This window comes from Nocardioides sp. SYSU D00065 (assembly GCF_017916425.1).
GTDB lineage: Bacteria > Actinomycetota > Actinomycetes > Propionibacteriales > Nocardioidaceae > Nocardioides.
Genome location: NZ_JAFMSX010000001.1, coordinates 1,175,931 through 1,191,306 on the forward strand (window position 1 = coordinate 1,175,931; position 15,376 = coordinate 1,191,306).

The 15,376-nt window shown below is 72.0% G+C and carries 14 protein-coding genes; 5 read left to right on the forward strand and 9 right to left on the reverse strand.

The features are described 5' to 3' along the window. Window positions 1-41: 41 nt before the first annotated feature. Entirely contained in the window at window positions 42-2,330 is a 2,289-nt protein-coding gene (secD, locus tag J3P41_RS05580; protein WP_210649202.1) for a protein translocase subunit SecD, read from the reverse strand. 169 nt (window positions 2,331-2,499) lie between these two features. Here secD and J3P41_RS05585 point away from each other — a divergent pair, with 169 nt between their 5' ends. Next, window positions 2,500-4,650 (forward strand): M14 family zinc carboxypeptidase, encoded by a 2,151-nt coding sequence (locus J3P41_RS05585; protein ID WP_210649203.1) that lies wholly within the window; start codon window positions 2,500-2,502, stop codon window positions 4,648-4,650. A 143-nt stretch (window positions 4,651-4,793) separates the two neighbouring features. On the opposite strand, the gene hflX is transcribed toward J3P41_RS05585, so the two are convergent. The 6 genes from hflX to J3P41_RS05615 form a co-directional block, all read right to left on the reverse strand. Further along, a complete protein-coding gene (gene hflX, locus J3P41_RS05590; protein WP_246861463.1) occupies window positions 4,794-6,332 on the reverse strand; it encodes a GTPase HflX in 1,539 nt (512 codons plus the stop codon). Between the two features lie 89 nt (window positions 6,333-6,421). Then, entirely contained in the window at window positions 6,422-7,198 is a 777-nt protein-coding gene (locus J3P41_RS05595; protein WP_210649204.1) for an SDR family oxidoreductase, read from the reverse strand. Window positions 7,199-7,379: 181 nt separating this feature from the next. Next, window positions 7,380-8,165 carry a diaminopimelate epimerase gene (dapF, locus tag J3P41_RS05600; RefSeq protein WP_210649205.1) on the reverse strand — a complete coding sequence of 262 codons (786 nt, stop codon included), beginning with the start codon at window positions 8,163-8,165 and terminating at the stop codon, window positions 7,380-7,382. 85 nt (window positions 8,166-8,250) lie between these two features. Beyond that, window positions 8,251-10,143 (reverse strand): gamma-glutamyltransferase, encoded by a 1,893-nt coding sequence (gene ggt, locus J3P41_RS05605; protein ID WP_307861843.1) that lies wholly within the window; start codon window positions 10,141-10,143, stop codon window positions 8,251-8,253. Between the two features lie 76 nt (window positions 10,144-10,219). Beyond that, entirely contained in the window at window positions 10,220-10,738 is a 519-nt protein-coding gene (locus tag J3P41_RS05610; protein ID WP_210649206.1) for a dihydrofolate reductase family protein, read from the reverse strand. A 48-nt stretch (window positions 10,739-10,786) separates the two neighbouring features. Next, window positions 10,787-11,362, reverse strand: coding sequence for a TetR/AcrR family transcriptional regulator (locus J3P41_RS05615; protein WP_210649207.1), 576 nt, complete (start codon window positions 11,360-11,362; stop codon window positions 10,787-10,789). A gap of 65 nt (window positions 11,363-11,427) precedes the next feature. Between J3P41_RS05615 and J3P41_RS05620 the strand changes: the two genes are divergently transcribed. Then, window positions 11,428-12,036, forward strand: coding sequence for an NAD(P)H-dependent oxidoreductase (locus J3P41_RS05620; protein ID WP_210649208.1), 609 nt, complete (start codon window positions 11,428-11,430; stop codon window positions 12,034-12,036). 3 nt (window positions 12,037-12,039) lie between these two features. Here J3P41_RS05620 and miaA read toward each other — a convergent pair whose 3' ends face one another. Then, window positions 12,040-12,954, reverse strand: coding sequence for a tRNA (adenosine(37)-N6)-dimethylallyltransferase MiaA (gene miaA, locus J3P41_RS05625; RefSeq protein ID WP_210649764.1), 915 nt, complete (start codon window positions 12,952-12,954; stop codon window positions 12,040-12,042). Between the two features lie 47 nt (window positions 12,955-13,001). On the opposite strand from miaA, the gene J3P41_RS05630 reads away from it, so the two are divergent. From J3P41_RS05630 to J3P41_RS05640, 3 genes are read left to right on the forward strand one after another with little or no spacing between them, the layout of a single operon-like run. Further along, window positions 13,002-13,319, forward strand: a complete 318-nt coding sequence (locus J3P41_RS05630) for an antitoxin (RefSeq protein ID WP_210649209.1) — start codon at window positions 13,002-13,004, stop codon at window positions 13,317-13,319. 20 nt (window positions 13,320-13,339) lie between these two features. Further along, window positions 13,340-13,828 (forward strand): NUDIX domain-containing protein, encoded by a 489-nt coding sequence (locus tag J3P41_RS05635; RefSeq protein WP_210649210.1) that lies wholly within the window; start codon window positions 13,340-13,342, stop codon window positions 13,826-13,828. 53 nt (window positions 13,829-13,881) lie between these two features. Beyond that, complete coding sequence (locus tag J3P41_RS05640; protein ID WP_210649211.1) at window positions 13,882-14,172, forward strand: hypothetical protein; 291 nt, start codon at window positions 13,882-13,884, stop codon at window positions 14,170-14,172. Between the two features lie 187 nt (window positions 14,173-14,359). Here the strand turns inward: J3P41_RS05640 and J3P41_RS05645 are convergent, their stop codons facing one another. Continuing rightward, complete coding sequence (locus tag J3P41_RS05645) at window positions 14,360-15,340, reverse strand: hypothetical protein (RefSeq protein WP_210649212.1); 981 nt, start codon at window positions 15,338-15,340, stop codon at window positions 14,360-14,362. Window positions 15,341-15,376: the final 36 nt, after the last annotated feature.

Sequence of the window (15,376 nt, forward strand, 5' to 3'; positions counted from 1 at the left end):
TCGGGGGTTCCGCGCCAGCGCCGGCGCGGAACGCCCGTCCGTCAGACGACGGCGCCGGAGTCCTCGGGCGCGCGGACGACCTTCTCCTTCTGCACTCGGCTCATCGGCCACTTCTCCTGGAAGTAGGTCACCAGGGGCGTGGCGGTGAAGACCGACGAGTAGGTGCCGACGATGAGTCCGATGAGCAGCGCGATCGAGAAGTCACGCAGCGAGTCGCCGCCGAGGATCGCGAGCGCGGCGAGGATGAACATCGTGCCGAGACCGGTGTTGACCGTGCGCGGCACCGTCTCGACCGCGGCCTTGTTGGCCAGCGTGTTGAAGTCGTCCTCCGGCTTCGAGCCGAACCAGCGTTCGCGGACACGGTCGAAGACGACGACGGTGTCGTTGACCGAGAGACCGATGATGGTCATCGCGGCGGCCAGGAAGATGCCGTCGATCGGCTTGTGCAGCCACGCGAAGATGCCGACGACGATCAGCACGTCGTGCGCCATCGCGATGACGGCCGAGGCGCCGAAGGTCCACTTGAACCGGACGGCGAGGTAGAGCAGCTGGGCCAGGAAGGCCACGCCGAACGCGATGAGGGCGTTGTTGCGCAGCTCCTCACCGAGGGACGCACCGATCTGCTGGTCGTCGATCTTGGAGACGTCACCGCCGACCTTGGCGAGCTCGTCCTCGATGCGCTGCTCGTCCTCGTTCGAGATCTCGCCGGTGCGCACGGTGAAGTCCGCGGGCGTGTCGGCGGTCTGGACGACGGCCTCGGAGAACCCGGCAGCAGCCACCGCGTCGCGCGCCTCATCGATCGAGACGTCGTCGGTCACCGAGTAGTCCAGCTGGCGGCCGCCGGTGAACTCGACGCCGAGGTTGAGACCCTGGGTCACGATGCCGGCGATGGCGAACACCGTCGCCGCACCCGACACGGCCAGCCAGCGACCGCGGTTCTTCATGATGTTGGGGTCCTTGCGGTCCAGCCAGGCCCGCACCTTGCCGACGTCGCTGAGACCGCTGACCTTGGGCGAGCGGCCGACCTTGCGGTTGGAGACGGCGAGGTCGCACAGCACCCGGGCGATGATCAGCGCGGAGATCATCGAGGCGATGACACCGATGGTGAGGGTCACCCCGAAGCCCTTGATCGGACCCGAGCCGAGGAAGAACAGCAGCCCCGCCGCGAGCAGCGTGGTGACGTTGGAGTCGATGATCGCGGTCCAGGCCTTGTTGAAGCCGACCGCGAGGGCGCGCCGCAACCCCGCGGACGGGTAGGCGGCGTACTCCTCGCGTGCTCGCTCGAACACGAGGACGTTGGCGTCGATCGCCATGCCGATGGCCAGCACGAAGCCGGCGAGGCCGGGCAGCGTCAGCGTCGAGCCGAGCCCGACCAGCATCGCGTACGCCAGCAGCGCGTACGACGTGAGCGCGAGGGTCGCCATCAGCCCGACGAGCCGGTAGGCGACGATGATGAACAGGCCGGTGAGGATCAAGCCGATGATGCCGGCCTCGATCGAGGCGTCGATCGCCGCGGCGCCCAGCGAGGGACCGACGAGGCGGTCGGAGATCGCACGCAGCTCCAGCGGCAGCGCGCCGCCCTCGATGAGGGCGGCCAGGTCCCTGGCCTCCTCGGAGGTGTAGTCGCCGGTGATGTCCGTCGAGCCGCCGCGGATGCCGACGTTGCATCCGACGCTCGTCTCGACCTCGGGCGAGGAGATCACCTCGTTGTCGAGGACGATCGCGATGCGCCGCTTGGGGTCGCCCGACGGGTTGCACGCGGCCTTGCCGGTGATGTCCGCCCAGGTGTCGCCGCCCTTGCCGTTGAAGTCGATGGCCACGACCCACTGGACGCTCTGCTCGCGCTGGACGGCGTTGGCGCCGCTGATCTCGTCGCCCTGGATGACGGTGGGCCCGACCTCGATGGTGTCGCCCTGGTCGGAGGGCAGCACCAGGTTGCCCTTCTTGCTCGGCTTGGCGTCCGGCTGCGCGGCCGCCAGCACCTCGTGGATGGTCAGCTTGGCGGTGGTGCCGATGCGCTCCTCCGCCTCCTGCGCCTCGGCGTCGCTGGTGACGCCCGGCAGCTCGACGAGGATGCGGTTCTCGCCCTGGCGGACCAGGGTCGACTCGGCGACGCCGAGGGCGTCGACGCGGCCGCGGAGGACCTGCAGGGTCTTGTCGACGTTCTCGGCGCTGGCGGGGGTCTGCTCGGTGCCCTCGGCCTCGAACACGAACTGTGCGCCACCGCGCAGGTCGAGGCCGAGGTTGGGCTTGACGTTGATCGCGAGCGCCGCGCACCCGGCCAGGAGGCCGAGCACGAGGATGAAGCGAATCCAGACACCACGGGACATGCGCGACATCCTCCACCACGAGACTCCATCGCCCGAATCCGGGCACGGAAACCCCAACGGACGGCTCAGGGGGAAGGTTCCGCCCGTCAGAGGCCTCGACAGGGGGCGGCCGCGGGTGTTGTGTGGATCGCACCGCGGCCGGCTCCGGGCCGCACTCTCGGGAGGACACATGTCCATACGCACGAAGAAGCTCAGCAGCACCAGACTCGTGGCCGTGGCGGGTCTGGTGACCGCCGGCCTGGCCGCCGGGGCGGGCGTCGCCTCGGGCTCCGGCCTCGACGACGGCCGCCGCCAGCTCGCGCGGACGGCCGCCGACGACACGACCCAGATCGTCATGGTCCGCGCACCGGAGGTCGAGGACCGCAACGAGGTGATCGAGCTCGGGCTCGACGTCACCGAGCACGCGAACAGCCGCGGCATCGAGGTCGTCCTCCACGACGCCGAGGACGCCCAGACGCTGAAGGACGCCGGGTTCACCTGGACCGTCACGGTCGACGACCTCGAGGCCCTGACCGAGGCCAACCGCCGCCAGGACGCCCGGTACGCCGCCACCACGACGAGGTCGGACCTGCCCAGCGGGCGCACGTCGTACCGCACCTACGACGACTACCTGCGCGACATGTTCCGCCTCGCGCGCCACTACCCGACCCTCACCCGCCCGCTCACGCTGCCCAACCGGACGGTGCTCGGCGAGCCGATCCGCGGCCTCGAGATCAGCGTCGACGCCCGCGACGTACGTGACGGCAAGCCGGTGTTCCTGCTGATGGGCGCCCACCATGCCCGCGAGTGGCCGAGCGCCGAGCACACCATGGAGTTCGCCTTCGACCTGCTCGAGTCCTACTACGACCGTGACCGGGCCGTACGCGACCGCGCCCGGCGGGTGCTCTCGACGTCGCGGGTCATCGTCGTCCCGGTCGTCAACGTCGACGGCTTCAAGGTCTCGCGCGGCGCCCAGCCGCTCGGCGACTTCAGCACGTTCGACTACGAGATGAAGCGCAAGAACTGCTCGATCTCCGCGGCGACGCCCGAGCAGTACCTCGGCGGCACCTGCGCGGACAACCCCGCCGGCCGGCTGCGCGGCACCGACCTCAACCGCAACTACCCCGGCTTCTGGGGCGGCGGTGGGGCCAGCCCGATCTGGTCCAGCGACACCTACCGCGGCGACGCCCCGGGCAGCGAGCCGGAGACGGACGCGGTGCGCCAGCTGATCTCCGAGCGCGCGGTGACGGTGATGATCTCCAACCACACCTACAGCAACCTCGTGCTGCGGCCGCCGGCCATCGCGGCCACCGGGCTCGCGCCCGACGAGCCGGAGCTGAAGGCTCTCGGCGACGCGATGGCCGCGCAGAACGCCTACACCAGCCAGGCGTCGTACCAGCTCTACGACACCTCCGGGTCGACCGAGGACTGGAGCTACTGGATCACCGGCGGGCTCGGCTACACGATCGAGATCGGCGACGAGGGGTTCCACCCGCCCTACGAGGAGGCCGTGGTCGGGGAGTACCTCGGCGAGGCGCCCGCCGACAGCGCCGGTCTCGGCGGCAACCAGGAGGCGTACTGGCTGGCGGCCGAGGCGGCGGCCGACGACTCACTGCACTCCCGCATCCGCGGGAAGGCACCGGCGGGTCGCACGATCACCGTGTCCAAGCACGTCGTGTCCCCGACCTCGCCGGTGATCCAGCCGGACGGGTCGGTCGGCGAGCCGATCCTCTACGAGGACACCCTCGTCAACCAGTACGCCACCGACCGCGGCGGGCGCTTCGTCGTGGACGTCAACCCGTCGACGAGGCCGCTGGTCGCGGGCCGCTACGGCCGCTACCCCGAGGCCCCGCCGCAGGCGACGGTCCCGCTGGTGAACCCCGCGGAGGTCCCGCCGGTGGGCGGCAGCGAGTCCACCACGTTCGAGGTGCAGGGGCTGCCGGCGGCCGACAACGGCTACGCGGTGGTCTCGATCTCGTGGCCCTCGGACGACCCGGAGGCGCAGGACTGGGACTTCACGGTGATCGGGCCGGACGGTACGCCGGTCGGCTCGGGCGCGACGCTGAACAATCCCGAGGTGATCCGGATCCCCGACCCGCAGCCCGGCACGTACACGGTCGTCGCCGACAACTACGCCGGCGGCTCCGCGGAGCACGACTGGACCGGCGAGGTCACCTTCGAGAGCCCGGACCCGCCCATCGAGACCGGCGTCAAGGAGTCGTGGCTCGTCTCCTGCACCGACCGGCGCGGCCTGGTGCTCGGCACGCGCTCGGTGGTCGTCGACCGCGGTGAGGTCGTCGGCGTCGGGGACGTCTGTCGGCGGGGCAGCTACAAGCGCTGAAGTGCCTGACAACCTTAGCGATCCCCGGTCGGCCGGGGATCGCTGAGGTTGTCGGCCCATGCAAGGCCTGACAACCTGAGGAATCCCCGGGCAGCCGGGGATTCCTGATGCCCGAGGGACGACCGGACGACCGACCGCCAACCTCAGCGCGCGTACGCCGCCAGCTCGCCGGCCAGGTCGGCGTTGGCCCGACCCACGACGAGGGTGCCGTCGCCGGTGTGCTCGAGCGTGCCGATCTCCGCCTCCTGGTGGATGCGGTTGACCAGGTCGCCGCGCTCGTAGGGCAGGAGCACGTCGAACTCGACCTGGGGACGAGGCAGCTCCGACTCGATCGTCGCGAGGGCTTCGGCGATGCCCTCGCCGGTCTTCGCGCTCACCACCACGCTGTGCGGCTCACGCGCCCGCAGCCGGCTGATGACGAGCGGGTCGGCCGCGTCGGCCTTGTTGATGACGATGATCTCGGGAACCTTGTTGGCACCGATCTCGGCGAGGACCTGGCGCACCGCGGCGATCTGGCCCTCGGGGTCGGGGTGCGAGCCGTCGACGACGTGGAGCAGCAGGTCGGAGTCGGCGATCTCCTCCAGCGTCGAGCGGAACGCCTCGACGAGGTCGTGCGGGAGGTGCCGGACGAACCCGACGGTGTCGGACATCGTGTAGATGCGTCCGTCCGCGGTCGTCGTACGCCGCGTGGTGGGGTCGAGGGTCGCGAACAGTGCGTCCTCCACCAGCACCCCCGCGTCGGTCAGCCGGTTGAGCAGCGAGGACTTGCCGGCGTTCGTGTAGCCGGCGATCGCGACGCTGGGGATGTGGTTGCGGCGACGCGACTGTCGCTTGACCTCGCGGGTGCCGCGCATCTCCTTGAGGTCGCGGCGCAGCTTGGCGATCTTGGTGTTGATGCGCCGGCGGTCGGTCTCGATCTTGGTCTCACCGGGACCACGGCCACCGATGCCCTCACCGCCGGCGGCCCGGCCACCGGCCTGGCGCGACAGGTTGCCGCCCCAGCCGCGCAGGCGCTGCTTCATGTACTGCAGCTGAGCCAGCTCGACCTGCGCCTGGCCCTCCTTGCTCTTCGCGTGCTGCGCGAAGATGTCGAGGATCAGCGCGGTGCGGTCGACGACCTTCACCTTGAGCCGGTCCTCGAGGTTGCGCAGCTGGCTGGGCGCGAGCTCGCCGTCGCAGATCACAGTGTCGGCGCCGGTGGCCTGCACGATTTCGCGGATCGCGTCGACCTTGCCGCGGCCGATGTAGGTGGCCGGGTCGGGCTTCTGGCGGCGCTGGAAGACGGCCTCGAGCACCTCGGAGCCGGCGGTCTCGGCCAGCAGCGCGAGCTCAGCCATCGAGTTCTCCGCGTCGGTGACGCTGCCCTCGGTCCACACGCCGACGAGCACGACCTTCTCCAGGCGGAGCTGGCGGTACTCGACCTCGGTGATGTCCTCGAGCTCGGTGCGCAGGCTCGCCACGCGGCGCAGGGCGTGGCGCTCGGCCAGCTCCTGGGCGCCGACGGTGAGCTCCTCGGGGTCCGGCTCGTCGTACGACGCGTCGTCGGCGTAGCCCGACTCGAAGCCGTCGTCGGCCTCGTCCTCGTCGGCGAGCAGCTCGTCGTCGAGCTCGATGGCCTCGTCGTCCCAGCCGCGGGTGGCGTCGAGTGCGTCGCGCAGGTTGAAGTCAGGTGCGTTCGTCATATGCCCTCAAGAGTAGGTCGGCGAACCCACCTGCGCGAGCCGGTTTGCGACGGGCCCGTGCGGCGGCCGGGCGCGGCCGCGGCGACGGCCTACTTGGGGGGCATCCGGATGCCGCCGTCGACGCGGATCGTCTCGCCGTTCATGTAGGAGTTGGTGAGGCACTCGACCACCATGCTGGCCAGCTCCTCGGCGCGGCCGAGACGCTTGGGGAACAGCACGTTGGCGCCCAGGTTGGCCTTGAACGCCTCGGGCTCGGGAAACGAGTCGTAGATCGGGGTGTCGATCAGGCCCGGCGCCACGGTGTTGAGCCGGATTCCGGCGGCGGACAGGTCGCGCGCGACGGGCAGGGTCATGCCGACCACGCCGCCCTTGGAGGCGGAGTACGACGCCTGACCGATCTGGCCGTCGAAGGCGGCGACCGAGGCGAGGTTGACGATCGCGCCGCGCTGGCCGTCGGCGTCCGGCTCGTTGCGGCTCATCACGGTCGCGGCCTGCCGGGTCATGTCGAAGGTGCCGATGAGGTTGATCTCGATGACCCTGCGGAACGCGTCGAGGTCGTGGGCCGACTCCAGCAGGCCGTCGCGACCGATGGTGCGCTGGGCCCAGCCGATGCCGGCGGAGTTCACGCAGGCGCGCAGCGGCGCGACCTCGGCCGCCGCCTCGACCGCGGCGGCGACCTGGTCGGTCCGGGTCACGTCGACGGACACGAACAAGCCGCCCACCTCGTCGGCCAGCGCCTGGCCCTTCTCGGCGTTGAGGTCGGCGACCACGACGGTGGCGCCCTTCGCGGCGAGCGCTCGGGCGACGGCGGCACCGATGCCGCTGGCGCCGCCGGTGACGATGGCGGAGGATCCGGTGATGTCCATGGCTCGGATCCTAGGACGTCCCAGGGATTGCGCTCGGCGGGCCCGGGTCGGGGGCGTTGATGGTCCATCACGGTACGTCGCCGAACGGGCACTTCCCGTGCGGAACTCACCCGGGGAAGTGCCTACTCACCGACATACCGTGATGAATGTGGGGCCAGCGTGACGGGCGGCGGCGAGCGGTTCAGAGGTCGGTGACGCCCTCGGCGACCAGGACGGCGGGGCCGGTCATCAGGACCCGGTCGTCCTCGGTCCACACGATGCAGAGCGTGCCGCCGGGGACGTCGACGCGGTACGCCGTACCGCGCGGCGCCCCGTCGGCGAGCGCGGTCGCGACGGCCACTGCGCAGGCGCCCGTTCCGCAGGACCGGGTCTCCCCGGACCCGCGCTCGTGGACCCGCATCGCGACGTGGTGCTCGCCGCGGCGTACGACGAACTCGACGTTCACGCCGTCGGGGTAGATCTCGGCGTCGTGCGCGGGCGGCTCGAGCAGCGAGCCGGCGTCGGCGAGGTCGTCGACGAACGCCACCGCGTGCGGGTTGCCCATCGACACGTGGCGGGCCGCCCAGGCCCGGTCGCCGACGGACACCTCCGTCTCCCCCAGCACCTCCGGCGCGCCCATGTCTGCGGTGTACTCCTCGCCGGCGGCGTCGAGCACCTTGACCCCGGCCCGCGTCTGGATGCGCATCGGGAACGGCTCACCCTCGTGGTCGTGGAGGTAGCGCGCGAGCACGCGGACGCCGTTGCCGCACATCTCGCTGACCGAACCGTCGGCGTTGCGGTAGTCCATGAACCAGCCGTCGCCGCGGTGGACCGCACGCAGGACCCCGTCCGCCCCCAGGCCCGCGCGGCGGTCGCACAGCGCCCGCACCCGCTCGGCGGCCAGGTCGCCGTGGACCGAGCCGTCGGGGTCGGGCAGGACCACGAAGTCGTTCTCGGTGCCGTGGCCCTTGAGGAAGCGATAGCTCACGCCTCCAGTGTGGCAGCCGTGCGGAGAGCAGCCGGACGGTCGTGGGCTCCCCGGGATGCGCGGACCCCACGACCGTCCGAAGTGGCTACCGCGGGTCGACCACCTTGGCCGAGCCCTTGCCGCGGCGGCTCGGCTCGGCGACCGCCGTCATCTGGCGGCGTGGCCCGAGCTCGATCGCCGTCGCCGCGCCGATCTCGGCAGCGCTGGTGAAGGCGTCGCCCGCGGGCACCAGGGTGTGCCCGAGGGCGGTCAGCGCCGGCCCGAAGGCGGCGATGAACGCCGGCTCCGCCGTCACGCTCGTGGTGTTGCGCTGCGTGGCGCGGGGTGCTGCGATCGCCTCCTCGATGCTCATCCCGAGGTCGATGCGGTTGACGAGCATCTGGAGCACGGTGGTGATGATCGTCGAGCCGCCCGGGGACCCCAGCGCGAGGAACGGTTTGCCGTCCTTGAGCACGATCGTCGGCGACATGGAGCTGCGCGGGCGCTTGCCCGGCTGGATCCGGTTGGGGTCGGCGGCGTCGTACACCGTCGAGAAGTCGGTCAGCTCGTTGTTGAGCAGGAAGCCGTGGCCCGGCACGACCATGCCCGAGCCGCCGGTCTGCTCGATGGTGAGGGTGTACTCCACGACGTTGCCCCACTTGTCCGCGACGGTGAGGTTGGTGGTGGAGATGTTCTCGGTGTCGGCGTCGACCGTGCCCTTCGCCGCCGCCGGGCCGCACACGCCGTCGTACGACGTCACGTCGCCGGCCGGGACCGGCTTGGCCGCCGCCTTGGTCGGGTCGAGCAGGCAGGCGCGCTCCGCCGCGAACCGATCGTCGAGCAGGCGCTTGACCGGGACGTCGACGTAGGCCGGGTCGCCGACGTACTTGCCGCGGTCGGCGAAGGCGAGGGCGCTGGCCTCGAGGTAGTGGTGCAGGGCCTGCTCGGGCGTCATCGCGGACAGGTCGTAGCGCTCGAGGATGTTGAGCGCCTCGCCGACCGTCGTGCCACCCGACGACGACGGCGCCATGCCGTAGACGTCGTGCCCGCGGTAGGTCGTCCGGGTCGCCTTCTGCGAGCGCACCTTGTAGTCGCGCAGGTCGCGCGGGGTGAGCCAGCCGGCCGGCACGGGCAGGTCGGTGTTGTTGGTCGTGCGCGGCTTGCGGACCACCTCGGACATCAGCCGGGCCAGCGGGCCGCGGTAGAACGCCCGGGGGCCGCGCTCGGCGATCATGTCGTACGTCGCGGCGAGCTCCGGGTTGCGGAACACCGAGCCGACCCGGGGTGCGTCGCCCTTGGGCAGGAACAGCTTCTTGGAGTCCTTGAAGGCGGCGAAGCGCTCCTCGTTGTCGAGGGTCTGCTGCCGGAAGGTCTCGTCGACCTTGAACCCGCGGCGCGCGACCTTGGTCGCGGGTGCCAGCGCGTCGGCCAGCGACAGGGTCCCCCAGTTGGCCAGGGCCTTGTCCCACGTCGCGAGCGTGCCGGGCGTGCCGACGCTCGCGCCGCTGGTGACGAGCTCGGGAGTGAAGTTGTAGGGCTTGCCGGTGGCCGGGTCGATGAACGCGTCCTGCGGCATCTTCATCGGCGCGGTCTCGCGGCCGTCGAGCGTGCGCACCTTGCCCGACTTGGCGTTGTAGAACACGAAGTAGCCGCCGCCGCCGATGCCGGCGCTGTAGGGCTCAGTGACGCCGAGCGTCGCGGCGGCTGCCACGGCGGCGTCGACGGCGTTGCCGCCCGCCTTGAGGACCTTGAGGCCGGCTGCGCTGGCCTCGGGGTCGACGGTGCTGATCGCGCCGCCCTTGCCGACCGCGGTGGGGTCCTTGACGGTCGGGCGGCGCTCCTCGGCCCCGGCGGGCGCGAGGGACGGCGACGACGCGGCCGTCGACGCGCTGGGCGCGACGAGGAGGCCGACGGCCAGGGTGAGCCCGCTGGTGGCGGACAGGACGGCGGTGAGCCGCCGGGCGTGCTGGTGCATGAAGACCTCCGAAGTGACGATCACTCCACCTTGCCGCCGTGACCGGCGGTTGTCCACGACCCCGGGGGTGGGTCGGGACCGGCACCCTTCGGTCCGCGGCTCACCGGACCACCGAGTAGCGCCCGCACATGAAGTCGCGGTTGCGCGCGGTCTCCTCGAGCCGCAGCTCCACGTGGCGCGGCAGCACGGGAGCGCCGCCCCCGAGGGCGACCGGTGCGTACTGCAGCCACACCTCGTCGAGCAGCCCGGCGTCGTGGAACTGACCGGCGAGCTCTCCTCCACCCACCACCCAGATGTCCCGGCCGCCGGCCGCCTCGGTCATGTCCGCGTGCACGCGAGCCACGTCGTCACGGTCGAACCGGACGCTGGCGGGCGCCTCGGGGAACGTGCGGTGGGTCAGCACCCACGTCGGCAACGAGCCCCACGGCTCCTCGTCGTGGTCGAGGATCCACTGCCAGGTCGAGGCGCCCATGACGCAGGCGCCGAGCCGCCGCTGGAACGCGGGGTAGGCCATGGGGCCGTCCAGGTCGATGTCGCGCGAGGTCAGCCAGTCGAGGGAGTGGTCCGTGGTCGCGATGAAGCCGTCGAGGGTGCACCCGGTGTAGTAGATGGTCGCCATCGCACCACCATGACAGCCGGCACCGACATCCGGCGCCGGGTCGACGAGCTACTGCACGAGCGCGTGCAGGGCGGGCTCGGCCGCCTCGAGCGGCAGGTGCCCGAGCGTGATCAGCTGCGCCATCCCGTGGACCGTGGACCAGAGCGCGGCCGACAGCGCCATCGGGTCGCGTCCCTCGTAGCCCGGCTCCCGCACCAGCGCGGCCACCTCGCTGCCCAGCAGCTCCTCGTTGCGGGCGATCAGGGGCGCCATTCCCGCGCTGGGCGAGCCTGCTGCGCAGTAGTCGGGGTCGAAGACGAGGGAGAACGCCTGGGGATGCGCCGCGGCGTAGCGCACGTAGGCCAGCCCGAGCGCGCGGACCCGTTCGACCGGCCCCTCGGCCGCAGCGACGGCCTTCTCCTGGGCGTCGAGCAGCGCAGCCATGCCGCGGACCCCGAGCGCGCCGAGCAGCGCCGCGCGGTCGCCGAAGTGGTGGTAGGGCGCGTTGTGGCTGACCCCGGCGCGCCGGGCGACCTCGCGGAGGCTGATCTTCGCCGCCGAGGTGGTCTCGAGCAGCTCGAGCGCGGCGTCCTCCAGCGCGACATGGAGGTTTCCGTGGTGATAGCCCCCGCTGGATCTTGACATGCGCAACATCGTACTCCAATGTTGGCAGTGTCCACTTTCTTGACACCGTCCAGATCGGAATCGCCATGTCCCACGTCCTCGTCATCGACGGCCACCCCGACCCGCGCTCGCTCACCGCCGCGCTCGCCTCGAGCTATGCGGCCGGTGCGGGCGCCGACGCACTCGCACTCCCTCTGCGCGACCTCCACTTCGACGTGAACCTGCGCACCGGCTACCGCACGCCGCAGGACCTCGAGCCCGACCTCGTCCGAGCCCAGGAGCTGCTGCGCTGGGCCGATCACGTCGCCGTCTTCACCCCGCTGTGGTGGGGCTCGGTGCCCGCCCTGCTCAAGGGGTTCTTCGACCGCACCCTCGAGCGCGGCTGGGCCTTCCGCTACAAGGACAACGGCATGCCCGAGGGCCTGCTGGCCGGGCGCACCGGCCGGCTCGCGGTCACCTCGGACTCGCCCCGGTGGTACCTCCCGCTCGTCGGCGACACCACTGCCAAGCAGGTGCGCGGGCGGACTATGGAGTTCTGCGGGATCAAGCCCACCCGGCTCACCCGCTACGCCGGCGTACGCGGGCGCAGCGAGGCCGAGATCGCGGCCTGGATCCGCGAGGCGGCCGACCTGGGGGCGAGCGACGCCGCCCGCGCCGGCGGCGTACGCCGTGAGCTCACGGCCGCGAGCCGCTGAACCTCAGCCCTGCAGCCGCTCGACTGCCCGGACCGCCTGCTCGACGCGGCCCGGGTCGTCGTGCGCGACCCAGACGGTGCGGGGGTCCTTGCGGAACCAGGAGTCCTGGCGTCGGGCGAAGCGCCGCGTGGCGGTCTTCGTCTGCTCGATCGCCTCAGCGAGCGTGCGGTCTCCGGCGAGGAAGCCCATCACCTCGCGGTATCCGATGGCGCGAGGAGCGGTGCGACCCGCGGCGAGGCCGCGCGCCAGCAGCGCCTCCACCTCCTCGACGAACCCGGCGGCGAACATCTGGTCCACCCGCCGGCCGATCCGCTCGTCGAGCGTCGGCCGGTCGATGTCCACCCCGACCTGCACGGTCAGCGGGTCGGCGTACTCCAGGCGCGGCAGGCTCGCGCTGAACGGTCGCCCCGTGAGGGCGACCACCTCCAGTGCGCGTACGACGCGGCGCCCGTTGTCGGGCTGGATCTGTGCGGCAGCCTCCGGGTCCACGCCGGCCAGCCGGGCGTGCAGCGCCCGGCTGCCCAGCCGCTCGAGCTCGGCCTCGAGCTCGCGGCGCAGGGAGTCGTCGGTGCCGGGGAACTCGAAGCGGTCGACGATCGCGCGGGTGTAGAGCGCGGACCCGCCCACGAGCACCGGTGTGGCGCCGCGGCTGCGGACGTCGGCGACCGCCTCACGCGCCCACTCCTGGAACAGCGCCACGGTGGCCGGTTCGGTGACCTCGAGGACGTCGAGGAGGTGGTGTGCGATGCCGCGCCGCTCCCCCGCCGGCAGCTTGGCGGTGCCGATGTCCATGCCGCGGTAGACCTGCATCGCGTCGGTGTTGACGACCTCTCCCCCGACCCGCTCGGCGAGGTCGAGGCTGAGCCCGGTCTTGCCCGACGCGGTGGCGCCCACGACGGCGACGATCGGCTGCGGCATCGGATCGGGCACAAGTCGATTGTCCCAGCCCGGCTACGCTCGCCGGCATGGGATTCCTGGACAAGGCCAAGGACAAGCTGACCAAGGTCGTCGACGAGCACGGCGACAAGATCACCCAGGGCATCGACAAGGCCGGGCAGGTCGTCAACGAGAGGACCGGCGGCAAGCACGCGGACAAGGTCGAGAAGGCCACCGGCAAGGCGCGCGAGACGCTCGACCAGCACCGCAGCACGGGCGGCACCGCTGGCGGCACGGACGACGCTCCCGCCACCCCGCCGCCGGCCGGTCCCGCGGGCGACCCCCTGCGCCCCGAGACTCAGCAGCCCGGACTGCCCACCGACCCCACCAACCCTGCCACCGGCTGAGCAGCCCCTAGGTTGGGCCGGTGACCGACCGCTTCGTGCTCGTCCCCGCCTCCTACGTCTACCTGCTGCGCGACGGCGCCGAGGGCCCCGAGGTCCTGCTCCAGCTGCGACAGGGCACGCCCTACATGAACGGGCACTGGGCGGCCGCCGCTGCCGGGCACGTGGAGCGCGGCGAGACGGCGTACGACGCCGCGCGCCGCGAGGCGGTGGAGGAGCTCGGCATCACCGACCTGGAGCTCGAGTTCGCCTTCACGATGCAGCGCACCCAGCACGCGGACGCGATCGACGAGCGGGTGGACTGGTTCTTCACCGCCCGGTCGTGGACGGGCAAGCCCCGAGTCGTGGAGCCGGAGAAGTGTGCGGAGATCCGGTGGTGCCGGCTCGACCGGCTGCCGGAGCCGATGGTCCCGCACGAGGCGCACGCACTGGCGCACCTCGGCAGCGGGGCGGCGTACCTCACCTTCGGGTGGGAGCAGCAGGACCGGCCTCGTCCCGCCCCCCGGGGGTAGCCGGGACGACGGCGGGACGACAGGATCGTGCGACCTGAACAGGGAGGGAAACCATGGACAGCGACAACCTGAGCCCGATGCCCACGCCGACCACCGAGGACCCCGAGCTGCACCCGGGCGGCGCGGACGCGCTCGAGGAGGACCCCGCGGACAACGGCCTGGGGCGCGACCTGCAGCCGGAGGGGAACCCCGCCGCGGACGACGTGCCCGAGGCGATCTCGGAGCCGGACGACAAGCAGCAGGCTCCTGACGAGGACACCTCGCACCAGGAGGCCGGGGAGCCCGTCGGTGACCCGGACGCCGGTCAGGAGGCCGAGGACGGTTCGCCGGAGCCTCCGGCCTGAGCGTTCTCGGGGTCTTCGGCTGGGGCTTCGAGTGAGGTCTGTGGCTGAGGTCGCCTGGCTGAGGTCTTTGGCTAGCCCCGTGACTGGCCCGCGCCAACAGCGTGGAGGATCCGGGTCACCTAGTGGCTCGGATCCTCCATGATCCTGCAGGGATCCCCGGCTAGCCGGGGATTCCCACCCGCCCGTCTCAAGCGACCCGCGCCACCGCGCAGTCGACCCCGCACGGCCGCGCAGCGGGCCAGCCGTCGCGCTCGAGCAGCGCTGACAGCTTGGCCGCGGTGGAGCACGGCCGGCCGACCACCTGCCCGTACGTCAACCGCACGGTGCCGCGGCCCTCGACCGCCGCGTCGAGGTCGCGCTCGAAGTCGCGGTCGCGCTGCTCGGCCGTGTCGTGCCAGAGCCGGCCGTCGAGCTCGACGAGGCGCTCGCCGTATGCCACGTCCCGGTAGACGACCCCGCTCGCCGTCCCGGCACGGAGCTGGCGCTGAGCGCGCGGCAACCCGTGCGGCTGCTCGACCAGTGTGAGGAAGGCGTGCTCGAGCACCGAGCAGGTGCCGGCCGCCACGTCGCTCAGCACCCCGGCGAGGAAGTCCCGCCGGGAAGCGCGGCTGCGGCTCGCCAGGGCTGCCTGCATGCGTACGGCGGTCGTGTGTCGCCCCTGGACGGCGCGGGCGACCACGCCAATCGCCGCGATGTCCTCTGCGGCCGCCAGCGCCACGTCGAGCGCCGCCTCCTCGTAGCGCAGCCGCGGCGGCCCGAGGTGCCACTGGACGCGTTCGTCGAGATCGAAGGTGCGCACGACGTTGACGCCCGCGGGCGCGACGACCCGCCGCTCGCGTGGCACCGCCACCACCATCGGACCTCGCTCGACGCCCCCGGCGCGCCCGGGCCCGTCGGCGGCACGCATGGCCGACTCGCCGGCGAGGGCTGCGCCCCGTTCGCGCGTCGATCCTGCGACCGGGCGCCCGCACACCAGGACGGCTCCCCAGGCCCGCTGCACCCACGTCGGCGACCCGGTGTGGTCGACGTACACCCCTGCGAAGAGCGGCGTGAGCTCGCGGCGGCGCACCAGGCGGCGTACGTCGTGCAGCGCCAGGTCGAGATCGAGCAGCTGCGCGCGGGTCACGACGCCGCCCTGGCGAGCGAGCAGTGCCTGCAGTCGGTCCATGCCGCTCACCTTCCGGCACCGGCCGACGCCGCGCGA